This is a genomic window from Sulfitobacter sp. 1A15299 (assembly GCF_043556915.1).
Classification (GTDB): Bacteria; Pseudomonadota; Alphaproteobacteria; order Rhodobacterales; family Rhodobacteraceae; genus Sulfitobacter.
In genome coordinates this window covers 257863-282970 of the sequence record NZ_JBIFFJ010000001.1, presented here as the reverse complement: position 1 = coordinate 282970, position 25108 = coordinate 257863, and the positions used below count along the sequence as shown (strand labels likewise).

Annotated in this window: 24 protein-coding genes; 17 read left to right on the top strand and 7 right to left on the bottom strand. The window is 61.2% G+C overall.

Annotated features, from left to right (window positions below; translation table 11 throughout):
- The first annotated feature begins 6 nt into the window (after positions 1-6).
- The 9 genes from tsaE to ACGYK7_RS01260 all read left to right on the top strand — a co-directional run bounded on the left by tsaE (position 7) and on the right by ACGYK7_RS01260 (position 12143).
- Positions 7-480 (top strand): tRNA (adenosine(37)-N6)-threonylcarbamoyltransferase complex ATPase subunit type 1 TsaE, encoded by a 474-nt coding sequence (gene tsaE, locus ACGYK7_RS01300; RefSeq protein ID WP_394398273.1) that lies wholly within the window; start codon positions 7-9, stop codon positions 478-480.
- Complete coding sequence (locus ACGYK7_RS01295) at positions 477-1490, top strand: aminoglycoside phosphotransferase family protein (RefSeq protein WP_394398271.1); 1014 nt, start codon at positions 477-479, stop codon at positions 1488-1490. The genes tsaE and ACGYK7_RS01295 overlap by 4 nt, the downstream gene beginning before the upstream one ends.
- A complete protein-coding gene (locus tag ACGYK7_RS01290; protein WP_394398269.1) occupies positions 1463-2155 on the top strand; it encodes a nucleotidyltransferase family protein in 693 nt (230 codons plus the stop codon). Before ACGYK7_RS01295 ends, ACGYK7_RS01290 begins: the two co-directional genes overlap by 28 nt.
- Positions 2148-5105, top strand: a complete 2958-nt coding sequence (gene addB, locus ACGYK7_RS01285) for a double-strand break repair protein AddB (RefSeq protein ID WP_394398906.1) — start codon at positions 2148-2150, stop codon at positions 5103-5105. Before ACGYK7_RS01290 ends, addB begins: the two co-directional genes overlap by 8 nt.
- On the top strand, positions 5102-8473 hold the full coding sequence (addA, locus tag ACGYK7_RS01280) for a double-strand break repair helicase AddA (protein ID WP_394398267.1): 3372 nt from the start codon (positions 5102-5104) through the stop codon (positions 8471-8473). Before addB ends, addA begins: the two co-directional genes overlap by 4 nt.
- A gap of 36 nt (positions 8474-8509) precedes the next feature.
- Positions 8510-8830 (top strand): thioredoxin, encoded by a 321-nt coding sequence (gene trxA / locus ACGYK7_RS01275; protein WP_007118424.1) that lies wholly within the window; start codon positions 8510-8512, stop codon positions 8828-8830.
- 198 nt (positions 8831-9028) lie between these two features.
- Positions 9029-9589: an ATP-dependent protease subunit HslV gene (gene hslV, locus ACGYK7_RS01270; RefSeq protein WP_067623712.1), complete on the top strand. Its 561-nt coding sequence runs from the start codon at positions 9029-9031 to the stop codon at positions 9587-9589.
- Complete coding sequence (gene hslU, locus ACGYK7_RS01265) at positions 9586-10887, top strand: ATP-dependent protease ATPase subunit HslU (protein WP_394398265.1); 1302 nt, start codon at positions 9586-9588, stop codon at positions 10885-10887. Before hslV ends, hslU begins: the two co-directional genes overlap by 4 nt.
- Before the next feature lie 38 nt (positions 10888-10925).
- The gene (locus tag ACGYK7_RS01260) at positions 10926-12143 is read left to right on the top strand and encodes an MFS transporter (RefSeq protein WP_394398263.1); all 1218 of its coding nucleotides are present in this window, start codon (positions 10926-10928) and stop codon (positions 12141-12143) included.
- Here ACGYK7_RS01260 and ACGYK7_RS01255 read toward each other — a convergent pair.
- From ACGYK7_RS01255 to ACGYK7_RS01245, 3 genes are read right to left on the bottom strand one after another with little or no spacing between them, the layout of a single operon-like run.
- On the bottom strand, positions 12140-12724 hold the full coding sequence (locus tag ACGYK7_RS01255) for a Smr/MutS family protein (protein ID WP_394398261.1): 585 nt from the start codon (positions 12722-12724) through the stop codon (positions 12140-12142). The genes ACGYK7_RS01260 and ACGYK7_RS01255 overlap by 4 nt on opposite strands.
- Positions 12721-13713: a murein transglycosylase A gene (locus ACGYK7_RS01250; RefSeq protein ID WP_394398259.1), complete on the bottom strand. Its 993-nt coding sequence runs from the start codon at positions 13711-13713 to the stop codon at positions 12721-12723. The genes ACGYK7_RS01255 and ACGYK7_RS01250 overlap by 4 nt, the downstream gene beginning before the upstream one ends.
- 41 nt (positions 13714-13754) lie before the next feature.
- A complete protein-coding gene (locus ACGYK7_RS01245; protein ID WP_394398257.1) occupies positions 13755-14414 on the bottom strand; it encodes a Tim44/TimA family putative adaptor protein in 660 nt (219 codons plus the stop codon).
- 104 nt (positions 14415-14518) lie between these two features.
- On the opposite strand from ACGYK7_RS01245, the gene ACGYK7_RS01240 reads away from it, so the two are divergent.
- Complete coding sequence (locus tag ACGYK7_RS01240) at positions 14519-15016, top strand: FxsA family protein (RefSeq protein WP_394398255.1); 498 nt, start codon at positions 14519-14521, stop codon at positions 15014-15016.
- 65 nt (positions 15017-15081) lie between these two features.
- Entirely contained in the window at positions 15082-15564 is a 483-nt protein-coding gene (secB, locus tag ACGYK7_RS01235; protein ID WP_067267736.1) for a protein-export chaperone SecB, read from the top strand.
- A 3-nt stretch (positions 15565-15567) separates the two neighbouring features.
- Here secB and dnaQ read toward each other — a convergent pair whose 3' ends face one another.
- From dnaQ to ACGYK7_RS01215, 4 genes are read right to left on the bottom strand one after another with little or no spacing between them, the layout of a single operon-like run.
- Positions 15568-16257, bottom strand: a complete 690-nt coding sequence (gene dnaQ, locus ACGYK7_RS01230; protein WP_394398253.1) for a DNA polymerase III subunit epsilon — start codon at positions 16255-16257, stop codon at positions 15568-15570.
- Positions 16250-16840: a dephospho-CoA kinase gene (gene coaE, locus ACGYK7_RS01225; RefSeq protein WP_394398251.1), complete on the bottom strand. Its 591-nt coding sequence runs from the start codon at positions 16838-16840 to the stop codon at positions 16250-16252. The genes dnaQ and coaE overlap by 8 nt, the downstream gene beginning before the upstream one ends.
- Positions 16840-17673 (bottom strand): shikimate dehydrogenase, encoded by an 834-nt coding sequence (locus ACGYK7_RS01220; RefSeq protein WP_394398250.1) that lies wholly within the window; start codon positions 17671-17673, stop codon positions 16840-16842. The genes coaE and ACGYK7_RS01220 overlap by 1 nt, the downstream gene beginning before the upstream one ends.
- Positions 17670-18269 carry a Maf family protein gene (locus ACGYK7_RS01215; protein ID WP_394398249.1) on the bottom strand — a complete coding sequence of 200 codons (600 nt, stop codon included), beginning with the start codon at positions 18267-18269 and terminating at the stop codon, positions 17670-17672. The genes ACGYK7_RS01220 and ACGYK7_RS01215 overlap by 4 nt, the downstream gene beginning before the upstream one ends.
- Positions 18270-18675: 406 nt before the next feature.
- Between ACGYK7_RS01215 and ACGYK7_RS01210 the strand changes: the two genes are divergently transcribed.
- From ACGYK7_RS01210 to ACGYK7_RS01185, 6 genes are all read left to right on the top strand, one after another.
- On the top strand, positions 18676-19125 hold the full coding sequence (locus ACGYK7_RS01210) for a CopD family protein (RefSeq protein ID WP_394398248.1): 450 nt from the start codon (positions 18676-18678) through the stop codon (positions 19123-19125).
- A gap of 124 nt (positions 19126-19249) precedes the next feature.
- Positions 19250-20521, top strand: coding sequence for a transcription termination factor Rho (gene rho, locus ACGYK7_RS01205; RefSeq protein WP_067267859.1), 1272 nt, complete (start codon positions 19250-19252; stop codon positions 20519-20521).
- Positions 20522-20553: 32 nt separating this feature from the next.
- On the top strand, positions 20554-21840 hold the full coding sequence (gene mnmE, locus ACGYK7_RS01200; protein ID WP_394398246.1) for a tRNA uridine-5-carboxymethylaminomethyl(34) synthesis GTPase MnmE: 1287 nt from the start codon (positions 20554-20556) through the stop codon (positions 21838-21840).
- A 4-nt stretch (positions 21841-21844) separates the two neighbouring features.
- On the top strand, positions 21845-23716 hold the full coding sequence (gene mnmG / locus ACGYK7_RS01195; RefSeq protein ID WP_394398244.1) for a tRNA uridine-5-carboxymethylaminomethyl(34) synthesis enzyme MnmG: 1872 nt from the start codon (positions 21845-21847) through the stop codon (positions 23714-23716).
- Complete coding sequence (gene rsmG / locus ACGYK7_RS01190; protein WP_394398242.1) at positions 23713-24318, top strand: 16S rRNA (guanine(527)-N(7))-methyltransferase RsmG; 606 nt, start codon at positions 23713-23715, stop codon at positions 24316-24318. The genes mnmG and rsmG overlap by 4 nt, the downstream gene beginning before the upstream one ends.
- Positions 24311-25108, top strand: a complete 798-nt coding sequence (locus ACGYK7_RS01185) for a ParA family protein (RefSeq protein ID WP_394398240.1) — start codon at positions 24311-24313, stop codon at positions 25106-25108. Before rsmG ends, ACGYK7_RS01185 begins: the two co-directional genes overlap by 8 nt.

Sequence of the window (25108 nt, the reverse complement as noted above, 5' to 3'; positions counted from 1 at the left end):
TGGGGCATGTCCGACGATACCCTTTCCCTCCTGCTCAGCGGCCCCGATGACACCGCCGGGCGCGCCCGGCAACTGGCCTGCCGCCTGTCCCCCGGTGATGTCATCCTGCTCAGCGGCGATGTCGGCGCGGGCAAGACCCATTTCGCCCGCGCGCTGATCACCGAATTGCTCGATCACCCCGAGGATATCCCCTCGCCCACCTTCACGCTGGTGCAGACCTATGACGCGACAAGCAGCGCGATCTGGCACGCCGATCTCTACCGGCTGACCTCCACCCATGAGATTGAGGAACTGGGGCTGATCGGCGCCTTTCACGATGCGATCTGTCTGGTGGAATGGCCGGACCGGCTCGGCCCGCTCGCACCCGCCGCTGCGTTACAAATCAGCCTCAGCCCCGGCACCGAAGAAGACAGCCGAAGGCTGACCGCAGAATGGTCCGGCGGCGGTTGGGCGGAGAAGCTGGCGGCGTGGCGCAAATGACCGAACGCGCCGCATTGATCGAAGGTTTTTTGCAAACCGCCGGCTGGGCCGAAGCCGCCCGCAGGCTGCTGGCGGGCGATGCCTCCAACCGGCGGTATGACCGGCTGCGCAAAGCGGATGGCGCGCGCGCCATCTTGATGGACGCCCCGCCGGAACGCGGCGAAGACGTGCGACCCTTCCGTCATGTCGCGGCGCATCTGACAAGCTGTGGCCTCAGCGCGCCCAAGATTTACCATGCGGACAATGACAATGGCCTTCTGCTGATCGAAGACCTCGGCGATGACCTCTTTGCGCGGCTCATGGCGGCGGATCCGGCTTGGGAACTCCCCCTCTACCGCGCGGCGGCTGACGTTTTGGTCAAACTGCACGCTGCCCCCCTGCCGGATCTGCCAATGTGCGATGCCGGTTGGCTGACCGATATGGCGGCCCCCGCCTTCGACTTCTACGCGCCCGCAGGCGGGCAGAGCGCAAACGCCGCTTTCGCGCAGGCTTTCCGCCCGCTCGCCGCTCAGCTGGATGAAAGCCCAAAGGTCGTGATCCTGCGCGACTACCATGCCGAGAACCTGCTCTGGCTGCCGCAGCGCGAAAGGGCGGCGCGGGTCGGTTTGCTAGATTTCCAAGACGCGCTGCTGGGTCATCCGGCCTATGATCTCGTCTCCATCCTGCAAGACGCCCGTCGCGATGTGCCCCGCGCGGTGGAGGCGCAGATCATCGACGACTATCTTGCCCAAACCGGGCAGGATGACACCGCATTTCGCCGTGCCTATGCGCTGCTCGGTGCCCAGCGAAATCTGCGCATCTTGGGTATCTTTGCGCGTCTCTGTCTGCGCGACGGAAAACCGCATTACGTCGATTTAATCCCGCGTGTCTGGCAGCATCTGCACCATAACCTGCGCCATCCCGCGCTTGCCGATGTGGCGGAAGCAATCGCAGGCGCGCTGCCCCCGCCGACCCCCGAATTTCTGGAGCATCTGAAAAGCCAATGCGCGACAATCCCGACGCCATCATGATGTTCGCGGCCGGGTTCGGCACGCGTATGAAACATCTCACCCGGAGCCAACCCAAGCCCATGGTGCCGGTCGCGGGCCGCCCGTTGATCGACCATGCGCTCGACCTTGCCCGCGGGATATCGCCTGCGCGGATCGTGGCGAACCTGCACTACCTGCCCGACCAGTTGGAGGCACATCTGAAAGCGCAGAATGTGCAAACGGTGATCGAAACGCCTCAGATCCTCGACACTGGCGGCGGTTTGCGCAATGCGCTGCCACTGCTGGGCGCGGGTCCGGTATTCACCATGAACAGTGACGCGATCTGGGCCGGGGCAAACCCGCTCAGGATGCTGCGCGACGCATGGGATCCGGCGCGGATGGACGCGCTTTTGATGACCGTGCCGTTGGAAAACACCCTCGGCCACGGCGGCACGGGCGACTTTATCCGCGCCGCGGATGGTCGTCTGCAACGCGGGCCGGGCGAGGTCTATGGCGGGGTGCAGATCATCAAGACCGACCTGTTGGCCGATATCGAAGCCAAGGCATTCTCGCTCAACCTGTTGTGGGACATGATGCTGGCACGGGGGACGCTGTTTGGCCTGCCCTATACCGGACGCTGGTGCGACGTCGGCCACCCCGGCGGCATTCTCCTTGCCGAAAGCCTCTTGGCAGGTGCCGATGTTTGAGCCGCAGGACAGTCCCCGGGTCTTTGGCCTCGCCCCCGGTGTCGATTTCCCGCGCGGATTGGTGCGCGGGCTGTGCGACCGGTTGGAGAATGGCCCGCCCGAGGCGATGGCCCGTGTCGAGTTGCTGGTCAACACCAACCGCATGGCGCGCCGGCTGCGTCATGATTTCGACGCAGGTCCGGCAGGCTTCCTGCCGCGCATCCGGCTGATCACCGACCTTGATGCATTGGCCCCCGGCATTGCGTTGCCCGCCCCGACACCGCCGCTGCAACGGCGGCTGGAACTCATTCAACTGGTGTCACGCCTTCTGGATGCCGCACCCGATCTCGCGCCGCGCGCCTCGCTCTATGCGCTGTCGGACAGTCTTGCGGGGCTGATCGACGAAATGCAGGGCGAAGGCGTCTCGCCCGAGACGGTGGCCGGGCTGGACGTTGGCAACCTCTCGGCCCACTGGGAGCGGGCGCAACGCTTCCTCGCCATCGCGCATGACTATCTGGGCCAAACCACCACCCGCCCGGATGCCGAAGCACGTCGGCGGCAGTTGGTCGCCCGGATCATCGCCCGTTGGCAGGACGCGCCACCGCAGCATCCGGTGATCCTTGCCGGGTCCACCGGCTCGCGCGGGACCACGGCGCTGCTGATGGAGGCCGTGGCCCGGCTGCCGCAAGGCGCGATCATCCTGCCGGGGTTCGATTTCGAGATGCCGACCGCCGTCTGGAACGAATTGGATCAGGCGCTTTTGGCCGAGGATCACCCGCAATACCGCTTCCGCAAGCTGATGAATATGCTCGGCGTGGTGCGCGGCGCAATCGCACCGTGGTGCGAGATGCCCCCGGTTTCCACCGCCCGCAACAAGCTGGTGTCGCTCTCGCTCCGGCCTGCGCCCGTAACCCATGCCTGGCTGAACGAAGGGCCGAAGCTGGAAGACCTGCAAGGTGCCACCACTGACATCACCCTGATCGAAGCGCCCACCCCGCGGGTCGAAGCTTTGGCCATCGCGCTGCGCCTGCGCCAAGCTGCCGAGGATGGCGTGAAAGCCGCCTTGATCACCCCCGACCGGATGCTCACCCGGCAGGTCACCGCCGCGCTCGACCGGTGGAGCATCCTGCCCGACGACAGCGCCGGGATGCCGCTGCAACTCTCCCCGCCGGGGCGGTTCCTGCGCCATGTGGCAGCGCTCTTTGTCCGAAAACTGGATGCCGAAGCGCTGCTGACCCTGTTGAAACACCCGCTGACCCACAGCGGCGCGGGGCGCAATTTCCATCAGCTCTATACCCAGCGCTTAGAGGCTGAGATCCGCCGCCACGGGTTGCCCTATCCCGATGCCGAAGGCTTGGCCGAGATTGCAGAGCGCGCCGCGAAACGGATGGAAGACCCCAGCGGTTTCCGCGATTGGGTCGCTTGGCTGGGCGAGACCTTCCCCGGCCATGACACCCCCGGAGAGCGGCCCCTGCCCGATTGCGTCGCCGCGCATCTGGCGCTGGCCGACAAGATCGCCGCCGGTCAACCCGCCGATCCCGACCACCTGCTTTGGCAGCAAGGCGCGGGCATTTCGGCCGAGGCGGTGATGGCGAACCTCACGGAACATGCGGCCCACGGCGGGGCGATGAACGCCGCCGATTATGCCGATCTCTTGGGCGCGCTCTTGGCCCAAGAAGAGGTGCGCGAGGCCGATACCCCCCATCCCGACATTATGATCTGGGGCACGATGGAGGCACGGGTTCAGGGGGCCGAGTTGGTCATCCTCGGCGGTCTGAACGAAGGCACATGGCCCGAAGCGCCGCCGCCCGATCCATGGCTCAACCGTCAGATGCGCGAGAAAGCCGGGCTGCTGCTGCCCGAACGGCGCATCGGCCTGTCGGCGCATGACTATCAACAGGCCATCGCCAGCCCCGAAGTTTGGATCACCCGCGCGATCCGCTCGGACGAGGCCGAGATGGTGCCGTCTCGCTGGCTGAACCGCTTGGGCAACTTGCTGGGCGGCTTGGGCGACACTGGCGGGCCGGAGGCGTGGAAGGCCATGCAGCAGCGTGGCAACAACTGGCTGGATCAGGTGCGTGCCTTGGAAGCAGTAGAGCGCTCCGCCCCGGCCCCGCGCCCTTCGCCGCGCCCGCCGCGTGCGGCGCGCCCGCGCAAACTGTCGGTGACCGAGATCAAGACGCTGATCCGCGACCCTTATGCGATCTATGCCAAACACAGCCTGAAACTGCGCCCGATCAACCCGCTGGTGCAATCGCCGGACGCGCCCGTGCGGGGCATCGTCCTGCACCGCATCATGGAAGATTTCGTCAAACTGGTCGCCCGCGACCCAGCGCGGCTGACCCGGGACACGCTGATGCAAGTGGCCGCCGAGGTGCTGGAGGAAGAAGCCCCATGGCCCGCTGCCCGCGCGATGTGGCTGGCCCGCATCGACCGGATCGCCGATTGGTTCATCGCCCGCGAAAGCCAACGGGCCGCATTCTCCAGCCCCGTCGCCTTCGAGCAGGGCGCGCGGGGCAGCCACACCTTTGCCGACCTCGGCTTTACACTCAGCGGCTTTGCCGACCGGATCGACCAGACTGACGATGGCGACGTGCTGATCTACGACTACAAGACCGGCACCCCGCCCGGCAAAAAGGAACAGCGGCTTTTCGACAAGCAACTCTTGATCGAAGCGGCGATGGTCGAACGCGGCGGTTTTCCCGAGGTGGGCGTGGCCCATGTTGCCCATGCCGCCTTTATCGGTCTTGGCTCGAAACCCGTCGAAGTCCCCGCCCCGCTGGAGGAGGAAAACCCGCAAGAGGTGCTGGCCGGTCTGCACGCGCTGCTCTCGCGCTACCTTGATGAGGGGCAGGGCTTTACCGCGCGGCGGATGGTGCAAAGCGATGCCTTTGCCGGAAACTTCAACCAATTGGCGCGGTTCGGGGAATGGGACGGCACCAGCCCCGCCCGACCGGAGGATCTGGAATGATGCGTGATTTCAACGATGCCACCCGCGCCCAGATCGAAGCGGCGCGGCCCGATGCTTCCACCTGGCTGACGGCGAATGCGGGCTCTGGCAAGACCCGCGTGCTGACCGACCGGGTGGCGCGGCTGCTGCTGGATGACGTGGAGCCGCAGCATATCCTTTGCCTGACCTATACCAAGGCGGCGGCCTCAGAGATGCAAAACCGTCTGTTCAAACGTTTGGGCGAATGGGCCATGCTGAAAGATGAGACGCTGCGCAGCGCCTTGGCCGATCTTGGCGTTCAGGGGGAATTGACGCCCGAGCAACTGCGCAATGCCCGCACCCTTTTTGCCCGCGCGATTGAAACGCCCGGCGGGCTGAAAATTCAGACCATCCACTCTTTCTGCGCGGCCCTTCTGCGCCGCTTCCCGTTGGAGGCGCAGGTCAGCCCGCAGTTCACCGAGATCGAAGACCGCGCCGCCGATCTGCTGCGGGCCGAGATCGTCGATGAGATGGCCGAAAGCGAAGACGCCCCGCTGGTTGCTGATATTGCGCGGCACTACACCGGCGAGGATTTCGCCAGCCTTACCCGTAGCATCGTAGGCCAGCGCGACGCCTTCGCCGCGCCCCGCTCTTTGCCCGAGATCCTGACGCTTTTCGCGCAGCCCGAAGACCTGACCGAAGAGAATATCGCAGCCTCGGTTTTCCTCGGCAGCGAAGCGGCGATGATGGCGGAGATCATTCCCCATCTGCTGGCCAAAGGCGGCAACGATGGCAAGGCGGGCGCGGCGCTGCAAGAGATCGACCGCTATGATCTTTCCGCCCTGCCCCAGCTCGAAAACATCCTTCTGACCGGCAGCGGCGCCAAGGCGCCCTTTACCGCCAAGATCGGCAGTTTCCCGACCAAGCCGACGCAAAAGGTCATCGCCGAACAGATGCCGCAGCTTGAGCAATTGATGCAACGCGTCGAAGATGCCCGCGAAGCCCGTTTGGCACTAAAGACGGCGCGCAAATCCTATGTGCTCCACCGTTTCGCGGCGCGTTTTCTTGAACGTTATGCGGATGAGAAACAAAAGCGCGGCTGGCTCGACTTTGACGATCTGATCCTTAAAGCCCGCGCATTGCTGACCGACAAGGCCGTGGCCGCTTGGGTGCTGTTCCGCATCGACGGCGGCATCGACCATATCCTTGTCGACGAGGCGCAGGACACCTCCCCCCGGCAATGGGACGTGATCGAACGGCTGACAGATGAATTTTACTCGGGCGCCGGGGCGCGCAACGAGGTGGATCGCACGCTCTTCGTCGTGGGTGACAAGAAGCAATCAATCTATTCTTTCCAAGGCGCGGACCCGGAAGAACTGGACCGCAAAGGCGCGACATTCGAACAGAAGATCGGTGAGGCCGGGCAGTTTTTCCAGCGCCGCAGCCTTGCCTATTCCTTCCGCTCCTCGTCGGCGATTTTGCAGGCGGTCGATGGGGTTTTCGACCCCGCGATCCAGATCGGTTTCGCCAATGAAGGCCATATGGCCTTCAAAGATCGCCTGCCCGGCCGCGTTGATCTTTGGCCCTTCATCGAAAAGGCGGGACCAGATGAGGAAGGCGATTGGACCGATCCCGTCGACCGGCGCAGCGCACGGCATCACACGGTGCAACTGGCCGAACGCATCGCGCGGCGCATCAAGGAGTTGACGACCGAGGAGCATTACCTCCCCGACGACAGCAAGGGCGGCATGGCGCGGCGGCGCATCCAACCGGGCGATTTTCTGATCCTCGTGCAGCGCCGCTCGGCCTTGTTTTCCGAGATTATCCGCGCTTGCAAGGCGGCGGAACTGCCCATCGCGGGGGCCGACAGGCTCAAGGTCGGGGCCGAACTGGCAGTGCGCGATCTGGCGGCGATCCTGTCGTTCCTCGCGACGCCGGACGACGACCTATCGCTTGCCACCGCGCTGAAATCGCCGCTTTTCGGCTGGTCGGAACAAGAGCTTTTCACCCTCGCCCATTACCGCAAAGAGGATCACCTCTGGCAGGCCCTGCGCGGCCAGACCGAGGCCCACGCCGCCACCCTCGCCGTGCTGCGCGACCTGCGCGGGCAGGTCGATTACCTGCGCCCCTACGATCTGATCGAACGCATTCTTACCCGCCACGATGGCCGCCGCAAGCTGCTCGCGCGGCTGGGCCCAGAAGCCGAGGATGGGATCAACGCGATGCTGAGCCAAGCGCTGTCTTACGAGCGCGGCACGGTGCCCAGCCTGACCGGGTTCCTGCAATGGATGCAGACCGATGATCTGGAAATCAAACGTCAGATCGACAGCGCGTCGAACCAGATCCGGGTGATGACGGTGCATGGCGCCAAGGGTCTGGAAGCGCCAATCGTGATCCTGCCCGACACCGGGCGGCGCGATGTGACGATCAAGGATGAGATCATCACCGTCGATGGCACCCCCGTCTGGAAAGCTCCGGCGGATGACATGCCCCAGCCCATGCGCGCCCGGCTGGACGAGATGAAAGAAGCCGCGTTGCAAGAGCGGCTCCGCCTGTTCTATGTCGCCATGACGCGGGCCGAGAAATGGCTGATCGTGGCCGCGGCGGGGGAATTGTCGAAAGATGAATCCTCTTGGTATCAAATCACCGCTGCCGCTCTGGCCCGGCTCCGGGCCGAGCCTGTGGGCGACGATGGCACGCTGCGCTATCAACAGGGCGATTGGGATGCGCTCGACATAATAGAGACGCCTGACAAAACCGTCACAACGCCTGAGTTAGACCCTGTTTTCACCCGTTCTGCCCCCTCTCCAAAGGGGGAGGATAAGACCCTCTCTCCCTCAGATCTCGGCGGAGCCAAGGCGCTTGCGGGTGAGGCCGGGCTCGATATGGACACCGCGCTAAGCTATGGCACGCTGGTCCATGAACTGCTGGAACATCTGCCGCTGATGGGGCCGGATGCCCGGGAGATCTTTCTAGAGCGGTTGGCCCGCACGCACCCCGCAGAGATGATTGCCCGGGCGGAAGAAGAGGCGGAAGCGGTGCTGAACACCCCTGCCCTCGCCCCATTGTTTGCCAAGACAACCCTCGCCGAAGTGCCCGTGACTGGCAGCCTCAAAGACCAGCGCCTGCACGGCACAATCGACCGTTTGGTGATCACCGAGGATCATATCCTCGCCGTCGATTTCAAGACGAACCGCGTGGTCCCCGGCACGGTTGAGGCCTGCCCCGACGGGCTGCTGCGCCAGATGGGAGCCTATGCCCATATGCTGCGCCAAATCTACCCGGATCGACGGATCGAGACGGCCATTCTATGGACCGCGACCCCCGCGCTTATGGTGTTACCCAACGATATCGTGACAAATGCCCTGCGCGCCCTGCCATATCTTGACGCCACTGCCGCGCATTCATAGGTTCAGGCCTCAACCCATTCCTGTCAGGAGAGCATCATGGCAACCGTCGCAGTCACCGACGACACTTTCGACGCCGAAGTCAAAAATTCGGACATTCCGGTTCTGGTCGATTTCTGGGCCGAATGGTGCGGCCCGTGCAAACAGATCGGCCCTTCGCTGGAAGAGCTGTCGGATGAAATGAACGGTCGCGTGAAGATCGTCAAAGTCAACGTCGACGAAAACCCGAACTCGCCCGCACAAGTCGGCGTGCGCGGTATCCCGGCGCTGTTCATCTTCAAGGACGGGCAGGTCGTGTCCAACCTCGCCGGTGCGCGCCCCAAGGCAGCGCTGCAAAGCTGGATCGAAGAATCCATCTAAGGCCAAGGCCTTAGGCACTGAGTTCCGAAAACGGGCGTCCTGCGGGGCGCCCTTTTCATTGGGGTCAAGCCTCTGGCCACTTCAGGCTAGGGGTGCCCCTGCGTCATCAACAGTGCGCCTGCCTCGCGCGCAACTGGCGCTGCCCTTGTCCTGCACTGCCACGGGGGCCATATAGAGCGCCAAGCGACAGGAGGCCCCATGGCACAGAACGACGATTTCCCCGGTTGGCACGGGACCACGATCATTGGCGTCAAGAAAGGCGGCGAAGTGGTGATTGCCGGTGACGGACAGGTCAGCCTTGGCCAGACCGTGATCAAAGGCACCGCGCGCAAGGTGCGCAAGCTCAGCCCCGGCGGCTATGACGTGGTGGCGGGGTTTGCGGGCTCCACGGCGGATGCCTTTACCCTGCTGGAGCGGCTGGAGGCCAAATTGGAAGCGACACCGGGTCAATTGGCCCGTGCCAGTGTCGAATTGGCCAAGGACTGGCGCACCGATAAATACCTGCAAAAGCTCGAAGCGATGCTGATCGTGACCGACGGCAAAGACCTGCTGGTCATCACCGGCGCGGGCGATGTGCTGGAGCCGGAACACGAGGTCGCAGCCATCGGATCGGGTGGCAACTATGCCCTCGCCGCCGCGCGCGGCATGATGGACAGCGACCGGGACGCCGAAACCATCGCTCGTGATGCCATGGCGATCGCCGCCGACATCTGCGTCTACACCAACGGCAAACTCACCGTGGAGAAAATCACCGCATGACCGACCTGACCCCCCGCGAGATCGTATCCGAACTGGACCGCTATATCATCGGCCAGAACGACGCCAAACGTGCCGTGGCCGTGGCCCTGCGCAACCGCTGGCGCCGCAAACAATTGAGCGATGACCTACGCGACGAAGTCTACCCCAAGAACATCCTGATGATCGGCCCCACCGGTGTCGGCAAGACCGAGATCAGCCGTCGTCTGGCGAAGCTCGCCCGCGCGCCTTTCATCAAGATTGAAGCGACGAAATTCACCGAAGTCGGCTATGTCGGCCGTGATGTGGAACAGATCATCCGCGATCTGGTGGACAGTTCCATCGCCATGACCCGCGAGTTCATGCGTGAGGACGTCAAAGCCAAGGCCGAACAGGCCGCCGAGGACCGCGTCATCGACGCCATCGCCGGCACCGATGCCCGCAACGGCACGCGCGAGATGTTCCGCAAGAAACTGCGCGCGGGCGAGCTTGACGACACGATGATCGAGCTTGAGGTCGCCGATACCTCCAGCCCCTTCCCGATGATGGATATTCCCGGCCAGCAGGGCATGGGGATGATGAACCTCGGCGATCTCTTTGGCAAAGCCATGGGCGGGCGCACCACCAAGAAACGCATGGCCGTGGCCGATAGCTATGACGTGCTGGTGGGCGAGGAGGCCGACAAACTGCTCGACGACGAAGCCGTGAACCGCGCCGCCGTGGAAGCGGTAGAGCAAAACGGCATCGTCTTCCTTGATGAGATCGACAAGGTCTGCGCCCGTTCCGATGCGCGCGGCGGCGATGTTTCACGTGAAGGGGTGCAGCGCGACCTGCTGCCGCTGATCGAAGGCACCGTCGTTTCGACGAAATATGGCCCGGTGAAGACCGACCATATCCTATTTATCGCCTCGGGCGCGTTCCATATCGCCAAGCCTTCGGATCTTTTGCCCGAATTGCAGGGCCGACTGCCGATCCGCGTCGAACTGCGGGCGCTGACCGAAGATGATTTCGTCCGCATCCTGACCGAGACCGACAATGCGCTGACGCGGCAGTATACCGCCCTGATGGGGACCGAGGAACTGACCGTCACCTTCACCGAAGAGGGCATCGCGGCACTGGCCAAGATCGCGGCAGAGGTCAACACCTCGGTCGAGAACATCGGCGCGCGGCGACTTTATACCGTGATGGAACGGGTCTTCGAAGAAGTCTCATTCGACGCGCCGGACCGGTCGGGGCAAGAGATCACCGTCGATGCCGATTTCGTCGAAAAGAACCTTGGCGAGTTGACCCGCTCTACCGATCTCAGCCGCTACGTTCTTTAGGGCTTTCCTTTCCTCCATGCCCCGGCGATGAAAGGGGCATGGCGTACCTCTCGTTTCTGCGGCGCAACTGGCTGTTTCTACTGGCCGGTTTCCTGCTGACCTTCACCTCGTCCTATGGGCAAACCTATTTCATCTCGCTCTTCGCGGGCGCGGTGAAGGGCGACTTTGGCCTCAGCGACGGCCAATGGGGCGGCATCTATACCATTGGCACCACGCTATCGGCCATCACCATGGTCTGGGCCGGGGTGCTGACAGACCGCTTTCGCGTGCGGGTGCTGGCCCTTGGCGTGATGCTGGCGCTGGCGGGGGCCTGTGTGGCGATGGCGGCGGTGCCGAACTGGCTTGCGCTGATCTTTGTCATCTACGCCTTGCGGCTGACCGGGCAGGGGATGATGTCTCAGCTTGGACAGGTCGCGATGGTGCGCTGGTTCGAAGCCTCGCGTGGCAAGGCGCTGTCGCTTTCTTCAATGGGTTTTGCCGCCGGGCAGGCATTTCTGCCGGTGATCTTCGTCGCGCTTTTCGCCAGCTTTCACTGGCGCAGCCTTTGGGTGCTGGCCGCGGTGCTGGTGCTTCTGACGATCCCGGTGCTCCTGATGCTGCTGCGGCAAGAGCGTACCCCGCAAAGCATGGCCGATCAGGCGCAGCGCGCAGGCATGAGAGGGCGGCATTGGACCCGGGCCGAGATGTTCCGCTCGGGCCTGTTCTGGATGATCATCCCGTTGGCCATCGGCCCCGCGGCTTGGGGCACGGCTCTGTTCTTTCAGCAGGTGCATCTGACCCAAGTGAAGGGATGGGCCTTGGTTGAATTCGTGGCTTTGATGCCGGTCTACACAATCTCGGCGGTGGCCTCGACCTTCCTCTCGGGCTGGGCGATCGACCGTTTTGGCGTCAGCCGCGTGGTGCCGGTGATGATGCTGCCCTTTGCCCTGTCATTCGCGGTGCTCGCCTATGCCGACACGCTTTGGATGGCCGGGATCGGCTTGGTGATTTTCGGCATAGGGCAGGGGATGCAATCTACCGCGCCGGCGGCCTTCTGGGCCGAGTATTTCGGCACCCGCCATGTGGGGTCGATCAAGGCGGTGGCGGCGGCGCTCATGGTCTTTGGTTCGGCCATCGGGCCGGGGGTCACGGGGCTGTTCATCGACCTCGGCGTCGATTTTCCGCAGCAGATGCTGCCCATCGCGCTTTATTATCTGATTGCCGCAGGTCTGGCCGCATGGGCGATTGCGCGCTACAAACCGCTGCTGCGCGGTTAACGGTTGCGCCGCAGGTAGACGTAATAGGCCCCGCCGCCGCCGTGGCTGACATGGGCCTGCGCGACCTGTAGCACAAGACTGCTCAGCGGTGGCATCGACAGCCACTGCGGCACCTGATGGCGCAGCACGCCATCGCGCACGGGGATCGGGCCACCATCATCGCGCCGCTTGCCCTTGCCGGTGATCACCAGCACCAGCCGTTTGCCCCGGGCATGGGCATCCATAATGAAACCGTTGAGCGCCGGATGCGCCCGGTCGAGGGTCATGCCGTGCAGGTCGATCCGGCCCTCGGGGCGCAGCTTGCCGCGTTTGAGCTTGCCGTAAGCCTTGTGGTCCATCTGAACCGGGGCGGCTTTCATCTGCTCGGCCAATGTCGGGCGCAGGTCGTTGCTGCGCTTTTTCATGTTGGCCTGCGGCTTGTTGCCCTGCAGCACGATCTTGGCGCGCCGGACCTGCGGCGGGGCAGGGGCGCGGGCGTCAATCTCAGGCGTGAACAGCTTGTTCAGCTCCAGCTTCTCGGTCCGCTCGGTCACCCGGCGCCAAAGTTCGAGATCGTCTTCGTTCAAGCGGCGGCGTTTCATATCGCGCTCTCGGGCAGGAAAGCATAGGCGCGTTGAATGGGCATCAAGACCATCATCCGCCCCGGATCGCGCAGACGGCCCGCCGCGCGGCCCGCTTTGTCACCGGTGCCAAAAAACACATCCGCACGCTGCGCCCCCTTGATGGCCGAGCCTGTATCCTGTGCGACCATCAAACGCCGCAGGGGTTTCTTTCCGTCCTTCTCGATCCAGACCGGCGCGCCGAGCGGCACATGCGACGGGTCCACCGCGATGCTGCGCATGGCGGTGATGGACCGGTTCATCGCCCCCAGCGGCCCCTTGTCGGCAGGCACCCGGCTGACTTCGCGGAAAAAGACGTATGACGGGTTGTAATAGAGCAATTCGCGGCCATCTTCGGGGTTGCGGCGCACCCAATTCTTGATGACATCGGCGCTGACCTGATGCGCCTCATAGACCCCGCGCCGCACCAATTCGACCCCGACAGAGCGGTAATCATGGCCATTCGCGCCCCGGTAGCCCACGCGCAGGTAGCTGCCATCGGGCAGGCGAATACGGCCAGAGCCTTGAATCTGCAGAAAGAAAAGCTCAACCGGGTCATCGACCCAAGCGATCTCGAGGCCGCGGTCGCGCATCACGTCACCATCTAGGATCTCGCGTCTGGTGAGCCAGGGGCGGATCTCTTCGGCCTCGGGGGGCATGGCGTAGATGGGGTATTGAAACCGGGCAGAGGGGTAGAGATCGCCGTCCAACTCAGGCTCGAAATAGCCGGTGAAAAGCGCGTCTTTGCCGTCTTCCATCAGAACAGGGCGAAAGAACAATTCGAAAAACTGCCGGGGGTCGGGGCCGTCTTTGGCCAGCTTGCAAAGCGCGCGCCAATCGACATCTTTCATGTCGCCGCAGGTGCTGGTGAAAACCTCGAAGGCGGCGGCGTGGTCATCTTCGGCCCAGCCCTCAAGCTGGTCGAAATCCATGACGGTATAATGCACCTCTGCTGCGGACGGCGTGTTCATCGACACACCGCCCAACAGCGCAAGAGCGCCAAGCGCACGCGCTACCCGTCTGTGGAAACCAACAGCCAATTCGGATCGTCCGAGCCCATGACACGGGCAAAAACCCATGTATCTTTTTGGCGTTTGATTTCGGTGCTGCTACCCTCGATAACCTCGCCCTCGCGGTTGCGAACCTCCGAGGTCAGCTCGCCCACAAAACGGATGGTAAGCTCCGCTTCTTTCGTGGTTTCGTCCATCTTGGCGTCGATCAGTTCCATTTCGCGCACGCCGATGAAATTCGCGTCGATCGTCAGACCTTGGTCCTCCCGCGCGGCGACGCCATCAACAAAACTTTCATAAACGTCGTCGGCCAGAAACGGTTGAATTTCCGCCAGATCACCCCGCTCATAGCCCATGACGATCATCTCATAGGCGCCGCGCGCGCCTTGCAGGAAATCGCTGACGCCAAAGGACGGCTCGACCCGCTTCATCTCGACCAAGGCCTTGCCCGAGGGGCTGTCTTCGGGAACATGGTCGGTGATATCGAGATCCGGACCACCTTCGATCACTTCGAACGCGGGGCCGCTGCGCGCGCTTGGCGTTTGATCGGTGACCGGGGGCTTTTCAAAACCCTCACGCGTGCCAAGCACGTTTTTCAGTCGCAGGATCAGGAATACGGCGATACCGGCAAGCACCAGAAGCTGTATCAGGGGAGAATTCATCGAAACCTCATTCAGGGGTGGCATGGAAACATGCGAGTTAAGCTCTTATGTAGGTGTTCGACCGGGGCAAGTCCACTCTGCCCCCAGCGAAAGGACTCTGCCGCATGTGGCTATTGATCGCATTTATCGCCGTGCCTCTGATCGAGATCACGCTTTTCATCCAAGTCGGTGGCGCCATCGGCCTTGGCTGGACGCTGGCCGTGGTGGTTTTGACCGCCATTCTGGGCACATGGTTGGTGCGGTCTCAGGGCGCACTGGCGCTTGGCCAATTGCGCAGTTCTTTCAATGATCTGCGCGACCCGACCGAGCCTTTGGTGCATGGCGCGATGATCCTGTTTTCCGGCGCGCTGCTGCTCACGCCGGGGTTCTTTACCGACGCTGTAGGCTTCGCCTTTCTGGTGCCGCGCTTCCGCGCCGCCGCCTATCGCGCCATCCGCGACCGGGTAAAGGTCCAAAGCTTTGGCACCCCGGGCGGCATGGGGCCGCGGCCCGGTCCGCAACGCCGGGGCGATCCGCGCGGTGACGTGATCGACGGGGATTTTTACGAGATCCCCGAACAGCCGCGCCAGAGCAAGGGCCCCTCGGGCTGGACTAAGGATTGAGCGGCCCGTGCCGACCTGTTAAGTCCGGGTAGATTTAAGAAATTCACCACAACAGGACACAGAAAATGGCAGAAAACGAAACCGCACAACCCAAGCAACCGCAGATGCGCGTGCTGGGCCAGTTCATCCGCGATATGTCGTTCGAAAACATCATGGCGCAGAAGGGTGCCCCGGCGGATGTGCAGCCCGACGTGCAGGTTCAGGTCAACCTCGACGCCAAAAAGCGTTCGGGCGAGAACCAGTATGAAACCGCGATCAAGCTGAACATCACCTCCAAGGCGAAAGACGGCGACGCGACGCTTTTCGTGCTGGAGATCGACTATGTCGGTATCTTCCAAGTCGAAAACGTGCCGGAAGAGCAGATGCACCCCTATCTGCTGATCGAATGCCCGCGCATGATCTTCCCCTTCCTGCGCCGCATCGTCAGCGACGTGACCCGCGATGGCGGCTTCCCGCCGCTGAACCTTGAAAACATCGACTTCCTGTCGCTCTACCGCAACGAGGTCGCGCGTCGTCAGGCCGAGAACCCACCCAAAGCCGACGCCTAAGCGTCAGCCCAGCTGTTTCCACAGCGCGTCGTCGCCCAGCTTGCCGACAAATTCGGCATGGGCGGCGGCTTCGGCCTCGGTCAGACGCGAGGGCAGGGGCGTGGGCCGCGGTTTCGGCATCCAGCGCGTGTCAGGCTCGCCCGTCTTGCGCTCTGGCGCCGAGGACAGCGCGAAATCCGGCTGCCGCCCCCCGATCAGTTCCAAATAGACTTCGGCCAAGATCTCACTGTCGAGCAGGGCGCCGTGCAGCGTCCGCGAGGTGTTATCAATGCCGAAACGTCGACACAGCGCATCGAGCGAAGCAGGCGAGCCCGGAAAACGTTTGCGCGCGATTTCAAGCGTGTCGAGCGCCTGTTCCCACGGGATCTGCGGCAGCCCCATCCAGCGCAACTCGGCATTGAGGAATTTGATGTCGAAAGCGGCGTTGTGGATGATCAGCTTTGAATCCCCGATGAAATCGAGGAAAGCGCGCCCGATCTGCGCGAACTTGGGCTTGTCGCGCAGAAAGTCATCGCCAAGCCCGTGCACCTGAAAGGCTTCCTCGGGCATCGAGCGTTCGGGGTTGATGTACTGGTGATAGGTCTCGCCCGTGGCCATATGATTCATCAGCTCGACTGCGCCGATCTCGACGATACGGTCGCCGCTTTCGGGGTCAAAGCCAGTGGTTTCGGTATCGAGCACGATTTCACGCATGGCGCAGCCTTTCCCTGATGTCGCGGATCACCGCCCGCACCTGCGCGCGGGCATGGTTGAGCGTGTCGGTCACTATCACATAGTCCGAGCGGGCGCACTTCTCTTCGGCGGGCATCTGCTTGGCGCGGATGGCGTCGAACTGGGCCTCGGTCATCGTGCCGCGCGCAAGCACGCGGTCGCGCTGCACCTCTGCCGGGATCGTCACGCAGACCACGGCATCCATCGCCGCCTCGCCGCCGGTCTCGAACAGCAGCGGGATGTCGAGAACGGCGATGTCGCTCTCGGCTTCCGCGAGGAAGGCCGCGCGGTCCTCTCCCACCAGCGGATGAACGATGGCCTCGATCCGGGGCAGGGCGGTCGGATCGGCGGCGATGATCTCTTTCAGCGCGGCACGAGAGACGCCGCCGCCCTCGATCGCTTGCGGAAAAGCCGCCTGCATCGGCGCGACGGCAGCCCCGCCCGGGGCGTAAAGCCGGTGCACCGCCGCATCCGCATCCCAAACGGCGCAGCCTTCCGCGGCGAACAACTTTGCCGTGGTCGATTTGCCCATGCCGATGGAGCCGGTGAGCCCGAGGAGAAACATCAGCGCAGCACCGCCGTCCGCGTGGCGCGGTCGACCTCGGGCCGCTGGCCGAACCAACGCTCGAACGCCGGAACCGCCTGATGCAACAACATGCCCAGCCCGTCGACCGTAACGCAGCCCATATCCTCAGCCGTTTCAAGCAGATGGGTGCGCAGCGGGGCATAGACGAGATCCGTGACCACGGTGCCGGGGCGCAGCCCATCCAGCGGCACCCGCAAGGCGCCTTTGCCGATCATGCCAAGGGAGGTGGTGTTCACCAACAAAGTGGCGTGATCAATCATATTGCCCGCCTGCACCCAATCGACAACCTTGACCCTGCCGCCAAAATCGCGCTGCAACTGCTCCGCCCGCACGCGGGTGCGGTTTGACAGGCAGATCTCAGGCACGCCCGCGTCCAAAAGCGACGAGACAACCGCCCGTGCCGCGCCACCCGCGCCCAAAACAGCCGCCGGACCGGCCTTCGGATCCCACTCCGGCGCACCGGCCTTGAGGTTTTCGATGAAACCGTAGCCATCCGTATTGTCCGCGTGAATCTTGCCATCGGCGCGAAAGATCAAGGTATTGGCCGCGCCGATCAGAGTGGCGCGGTCGGTGATGAGATCCGCGATCTCCATCACCGCTTCTTTATGGGGGATCGTCAGGTTCACCCCGACAAAGCCCATCTTGGGCAGCGTTCTCAGCACTTCTTCCAGATCATCGGGGGCGACATCAAGCGGCACATAATGCCCGGCGATGCCATAGGTCTCTAGCCAATGGCGATGCAACTGCGGGGATTTGGAATGCGCGATGGGCGATCCGATCACACCGGCAAGGGGGATTTTGGGCAGGCTCATGTCGTGAGATCTCCGCGCAGCGTCAGGTAATTCAGCAATTCAAGAAATGGCATACCGAGGACGTGAAAGTAATCCCCCTCGATCTGGGTGAAGAGTCGCACGCCTTCCTCTTCAAGCTTGTAACAGCCCACTGCGTGGCGAATGCTCTCCCAGTTTCGCGCGACGTAGTCTTCTATATAGGCATCGCTGGCCTCACGCATGCGCAGCCGCACTTGACCGACATGCCGCCAGAGCGGCTCACCGTCTTCATAAAGCACCGCGGCAGAGAGCAGCGAGTGCCTATCCCCGCGCAGCCGGTGAAGCTGCGCAATCGCCTCGCCCCGGTCTTGCGGCTTGTGCAGCATCTCTCCGCGATGCTCCAACACCTGATCGCAGCCCAGAACCAAGGCGCCGGGGTGCCGCTCGCTCACCTTACGGGCTTTCATCTCGGCCAAGGTATCGGCGATGTCGCGCGGCTTGGCCTCTTCGGCGCGTAGCGCGGCGGCTATCATCTCTTCGTCGATCTTCGCGGGGATCACCTCATGCGGGATCGCGGCCTGCGCCAAGAGCTGCGCCCGGATCTCCGAGCCGGAGGCGAGGATGATTTTCTGCGGCATGTGGATAACCCTGTGATGATCTGGCGCAAATCTTGAGGATTTGTTCTGCGAGATAAAAGTTGACAGCACAAGCCCGCAGATCTCGCCCCGAGTCGCGGTTTTTGTCGCCGATTCCCACCCCGATGAATAGGGATAAGCCGCTTGTGCGTATAACCACGAGACTTCACCGGTTATCCCCGCTTTGATACATTTTGTCCCCCGGAAAATACGCCAGCAAGATCTTGAGAAAATTTAACTTTCGCAGATCGAGGCCGGTTTATCCACAGGGGGCCGTGAAGTTTGTTCACCTGTTGATAAGCGGCGGTATAAATCATTAATCCACAGGATTCAGACGCCCTACAATCAACTACATCTTTTCTCTTTTCTTATTTATTAAGAAAGAAGCACGCACACCGGAGCCTTCCCCATGTTCGATCTTCTCAGCCTCGCTTATCCATGGATTAAAGCGCTCCATATCGTGTCGGTCATCAGTTGGATGGCTGCGCTCTTCTACCTGCCGCGGCTTTTCGTGCATCATGTCGAACAGGCAGGTTCCGCCGGGCGGTTGCACGAGACCTTCTCGATGATGGAATTCAAGCTCGCTCAGTTCATTATGCGGCCCGCGATGATGGCGACATGGGTATTCGGCCTCGCCCTCGTTCTGACGCCCGGAATCGTGGATTGGACGATGGTCTGGCCGTGGACCAAGGGCGCCAGTGTCATCGCCATGACGGTTTTCCATGTTTGGCTGAAAAAACAGGTCAAATCCGTTGAAAGCGGCAAGAGCACCGTCACGGGCCGCCAGTTCCGGCTTTTGAACGAGGTGCCGACGCTGCTGATGATCGTGATCGTCTTCTCCGTGGTCGTGAAATTCTGAGGCAATTGACTCAAGCGTTGCGGCCGCCTATATCTGCGCCACTGTCCCGTCCGGGGCGGTTTCTGCTTGCCACATTCAAATGATCGACCAGCCCGCATTCTGCTGCGGCTGAACAGGATGCTCAATGACAACCGAAACGCTGAACCTCGCTGATCTCAAGGCGCAGACGCCGAAAAACCTGCTCGCCATGGCCGAAGAGCTGGAGATCGAAAACGCCTCGACCATGCGTAAAGGCGAGATGATGTTCCAGATTCTCCGCGAACGTGCGGATGACGGTTGGGAGATCTCGGGCGACGGTGTCTTGGAAGTGCTGCAAGACGGATTCGGTTTTCTGCGCTCTCCGGAGGCGAACTACCTGCCGGGCCCCGATGACATCTACGTTTCGCCCGACATGATCCGCAAATGGTCGCTGCGCACCGGGGACACCATCGAGGGGCTGATCAAAGCGCCCGACGACACCGAACGCTATTTCGCGCTGACCGAAGTGACCAAGATCAACTTCGAGGCGCCCGAGAAGGCGCGCCACAAGGTCGCCTTCGAGAACCTCACGCCGCTTTACCCCGACGAGCGCCTGACGATGGAGGTCGACGACCCCACGATCAAGGACCGCTCGGCGCGGATCATCGATCTGGTCTCTCCCATCGGTAAGGGTCAGCGTTCGCTGATTGTCGCCCCGCCGCGCACTGGTAAGACCGTGCTGTTGCAGAACATCGCCAACAGCATCGAGAAGAACCACCCTGAGTGTTACCTGATCGTGCTTTTGATCGACGAACGCCCCGAGGAAGTGACCGACATGCAGCGTTCGGTGAAAGGGGAGGTCGTCTCTTCCACCTTCGACGAGCCGGCAACCCGTCACGTCGCCGTTTCCGAGATGGTCATCGAAAAAGCCAAGCGTCTTGTGGAACACAAGCGCGACGTTGTCATCCTGCTTGATTCGATCACCCGTCTCGGCCGCGCCTTCAACACCGTGGTCCCGTCTTCGGGCAAGGTTCTGACCGGCGGTGTCGACGCCAACGCCCTGCAGCGCCCCAAACGTTTCTTCGGTGCCGCGCGGAACATCGAAGAGGGTGGATCGCTCACCATCATCGCCACCGCGCTGATCGACACCGGCAGCCGCATGGACGAGGTGATCTTTGAAGAGTTCAAGGGCACCGGCAACTCCGAGATCGTTCTCGACCGCAAGATCGCCGACAAGCGCGTCTTCCCGGCGATCGACATCCTCAAGTCCGGCACCCGGAAAGAGGATCTTTTGGTCGACAAGGTGGACCTTCAAAAAACCTTCGTCCTGCGCCGCATCCTCAACCCGATGGGCACCACCGACGCCATCGAATTCCTGCTCGGCAAGCTCAAGCAAACCAAGTCGAACTCTGACTTCTTCGACTCCATGAACACCTGAGTTATTAAATAATAACAATAGGTTAGTGAAATATGGACACGATATTCGCCCAAGCGTCAGCGCCGGGCCGTGCCGGGGTTGCGGTAGTCCGCATTTCCGGCCCGCAGGCCTTCGTGATCGCGCAAGATATTACCGGGAAACGCCCTGAAGGGCGCGAAAGCGTGTTGCGTAATCTCCGCGGCACGGGCGGAGAGGTGATCGACCAAGCGCTGGTCCTCAGTTTCCCCGGGCCGAACTCCTTCACTGGCGAAGATGTTGTCGAATTTCAACTGCATGGCTCCATTGCCGTGATGCGGGCGATCCTTTCGTTGCTGTCGACCTTTCCCGAAGCTCGGATGGCAGAAGCGGGGGAATTCACCCGCCGCGCGCTGGAGAATGAAAAGCTTGATCTCGCGCAGGTTGAAGGGCTGGCAGATCTCATTGAGGCCGAAACAGAAGCGCAGCGAAAGCAAGCGCTTCGCGTATTGTCAGGCCACCTTGGCGCGCGCGTCGAAGAATGGCGGAAAGACCTGATCCGCGCCGCTGCGCTTCTGGAAGCCACGATCGACTTCGCGGATGAAGAAGTGCCCGTCGATGTCACCCCCGAAGTGACGGCGCTGCTCTCGAAGGTCGGCAAGGCATTGCGGGCAGAAGCGCAAGGCACCTATGTCGCCGAACGGGTTCGAAATGGCTTTGAAGTCGCCATCATCGGCGCACCAAATGCGGGTAAATCGACGCTCTTGAATGCGCTCGCCGGGCGCGACGCGGCGATTACCTCCGAAATCGCGGGCACCACCCGCGATGTAATCGAAGTTCGGATGGACCTCGGCGGGCTGCCGGTCACCCTGTTGGATACGGCGGGCCTCCGAGAGAGCGAAGATATAGTCGAAACCATCGGGATCGAGCGCGCAATCGAACGCGCCGAAGCGGCGGATCTGCGGGTCTTTCTTGCCGCAGCAGATGAGACGCTGGTCCTTACGCCGAAGGAGGGGGATATCGTTCTGCAGCCCAAGGCAGATCTCCTTGGTATTGTCGCGAACGGTATCTCAGGGAAGACCGGGCAGGGCGTGTCAGACCTTATTGACCGCATCCAATCTACGCTCTCGGAACGCAGTTCAACCATCGGATTGGCCACCCATGAGCGGCATCGCGTCGCTTTGCAGCAAGCCGTCTCGTGTTTGGCCGAAGTAGATGTTATCCTGACTCGTGGACCGGATTTCTATGATTTGGCTGCCGCGGAGCTTCGATTTGCAATCCGGGCATTAGAAACTCTAGTTGGCCGCATAGACGTCGAGAACCTGCTGGATGAAATCTTCACCAGCTTTTGCGTAGGTAAATGATGGAGTGTTTCACGTGAAACATTTTGATGTGATCGTGATCGGCGGCGGCCATGCCGGCGCAGAGGCGGCCCATGCCTCGGCGCGGCTAGGAGCACGAACGGCGCTCGTCACCATGAGTCGTGATGGAATCGGCGTCATGTCCTGCAATCCTGCAATCGGAGGACTGGGGAAGGGTCACTTGGTCCGAGAAATTGACGCGATGGATGGCGTCATGGGGCGCGTCGCAGATAAAGCGGGCATTCAATTCCGTCTATTAAACCGTCGGAAAGGTCCGGCTGTGCAGGGACCGCGTGCGCAGGCTGATCGGAAGATTTATCGCAAAGAAATGCTGCGCGAGATTGAAGCGCAATCTGACCTCGATATCATTGAGGGCGAGGTCGTCGATTTTGAGATGGATGGTGATAACGTTACAGGCGTAGTCTTGGCTGACGGTTCATCCATTACCGCACCCTCGGTGGTTCTCACGACAGGCACATTCCTCCGGGGCGTCATTCATATCGGAGATAGGTCGCAGCAAGGCGGCCGCATGGGCGATAAAGCCTCGGTTAAACTGGCCGAACGCATCGACTCCTTCAACCTTCCGATGGGTAGGTTGAAAACTGGCACGCCCCCGCGTCTTGATGGGCGAACGATCAACTGGGATATTCTAGAAGAACAGCCGGGCGATGATGATCCCGTCTTGTTTTCATTCCTATCTGATAGGGTATCCGCACCCCAAGTCGTCTGCGGCATTACGCATACCAACGAAAAAACCCACCAGATTATCCGAGAAAATCTCGAACGGTCTGCGATGTATGGCGGACACATTGACGGCATAGGCCCGCGGTACTGTCCTTCTATCGAAGACAAAGTCGTGCGATTTGCGGATAAAGACTCGCACCAGGTATTTTTGGAACCTGAAGGTGCGGATGACCATACGGTCTATCCCAATGGTATTTCGACTTCCCTTCCAGCGGACGTACAAGAAGCCTATGTTCGGAGCATGGTCGGCCTTGAAAACGCAGTCATTTTGCAACCTGGCTACGCGATCGAATATGACTATATCGACCCGCGGGCGCTTGCATCGACCCTTGCGGTCCGTACAGTTCCCGGCCTGTATCTCGCAGGGCAGATCAACGGCACCACCGGCTATGAAGAAGCCGCAGCGCAGGGGCTGGTCGCTGGCCTGAATGCAGCGCTTCATGCTCAGGGTCGAGACCCGGTAACCTTCACTAGGTCCGAGAGCTATATCGGCGTCATGATCGACGATCTGACGACGCGTGGGGTCACAGAGCCCTACCGGATGTTTACGTCACGCGCTGAGTTCCGCTTGTCACTCCGGGCGGATAATGCTGACCAGCGTCTCACACCCCTTGCGATCAAGTTGGGTTGCGTTTCTAAATCTCGCCGGCAGCTCTTTGAAGAGAAAACTTCATGTCTAAGTGCCCTGAAAACACGACTGCAGAGTAGGGAGTACACGCCCAAAGAGCTTGCAAACGCTGGGATCAATGTCAATCAAGACGGTTCAAAGCGGAATGGCTATCAGGTATTGGCATTCCCTGAAGTTCAGTTCGAAGACCTGCTCACGCTCGATCCCGATTTAAGCGATACCCCGGCTGAGGTTCGACGTCAGCTCGAGCGTGATGCCCTCTATGCGACCTACATCGTAAGGCAGCAGAAGGAGATTGATCTGTTGAAAAAAGACGAGAATGTACGCATTCCGGCCGACTTCTCCTTTGAGGCGCTTTCGGGGCTTTCAAACGAATTGAAATCTAAAATCGCAGCTGCACGTCCCGAGACAATGGCTCAGGCAGCACGTGTCGATGGAATGACGCCCGCTGCGCTCACATTAATTCTGGCCCGGGTTAAAAGAGGCGCCGGGAAGAAGACAGCATGAGCGAATTGAGTAAACTCGATGTTTCACGTGAAACATTTGAAAAGCTCGAAGCCTTTGCGGAGCTTGTTCGGAAATGGAACCCGAGGATAAACTTGGTTTCCAAGAGTAGCTTGGGCGACCTTTGGACGCGTCACATTGTAGATTCCGTTCAGGTCTTCAAGCTTGCCGAAGGCAGCGGCGTGTGGGTAGACCTCGGTAGCGGCGGGGGGTTTCCCGGAATTGTCGTTTCGATCCTCAACCAAGAGGAACGACATTTCCACGTTACTTTGGTGGAGAGTGACCAGCGGAAATGCGCATTCCTACGGACTGCCATTCGAGAGCTGAAGCTAGAGGCCTCTGTAAAGAATGAGCGGATTGAGGGAATAAAAAGCCTCAATGCAGATGTCCTGTCAGCGCGTGCCTTGGCTGATTTGACAAAGCTCTTAGGGTTCGCCGAATTGCATCTCAAGCCCGAAGGTACCGCCCTTTTTCCGAAAGGTCAGAGTTGGCAGCGGGAGGAAGAAGAGGCGCGGCGGAATTGGACTTACGGCCTCGAATCGGTACCCTCCCAGACCAATCCCGAGGCTGCCATTCTAAAGATTAAGGATATCGCCCGTGTCTGACCTTTCCCGTCCATCTGGACCTAAAATTATCGCAATCGCGAATCAGAAGGGTGGCGTCGGGAAAACGACGACAACGATCAATCTTTCAGCCGCACTTGCTGAGGCGGGTAAGCGCATATTGGTGGTTGACCTCGACCCGCAAGGCAATGCTTCTACGGGGCTGGGCATCGAAGTCGAAGACCGCGAATTTACGACCTACGATCTGCTGCTGGACGATAGCCTGCCGCAGGACGTAATTCAGCGTACAGAGACGGATGGATTGCTAATCGTTCCGGCGACGGTTGATCTAAGTTCTGCGGATATTGAACTCTTTTCCAATGAGAAAAGAAGCTTTCTGTTGCATGATGCATTACGACAGACGCAGATGGACGCGTTTCAATTTGACTATATTCTAATCGACTGTCCTCCGTCATTGAACCTGTTGACTGTAAACGCGATGATCGCGGCACATTCTGTTCTCGTGCCCTTGCAGAGCGAGTTTTTCGCGCTGGAGGGGCTCTCTCAGCTTATGTTGACGATACGAGAGGTTCGGCAGAGTGGGAATAAAGACCTGCGGATTGAGGGCGTTCTTCTTACTATGTATGATCGCCGTAACAATCTCTCGCAACAGGTTGAGAATGACGCGCGGGCGAACCTCGGTGAGTTGGTGTTCCAGACCGTTATCCCGCGTAATGTTCGGGTGAGCGAAGCACCGAGCTTCGCCATGCCCGTATTGAGTTATGATCCCACATCGAAAGGGGCACAAGCCTACCGCGATTTGGCGGCGGAGCTGACAAGAAACAATGGTTAA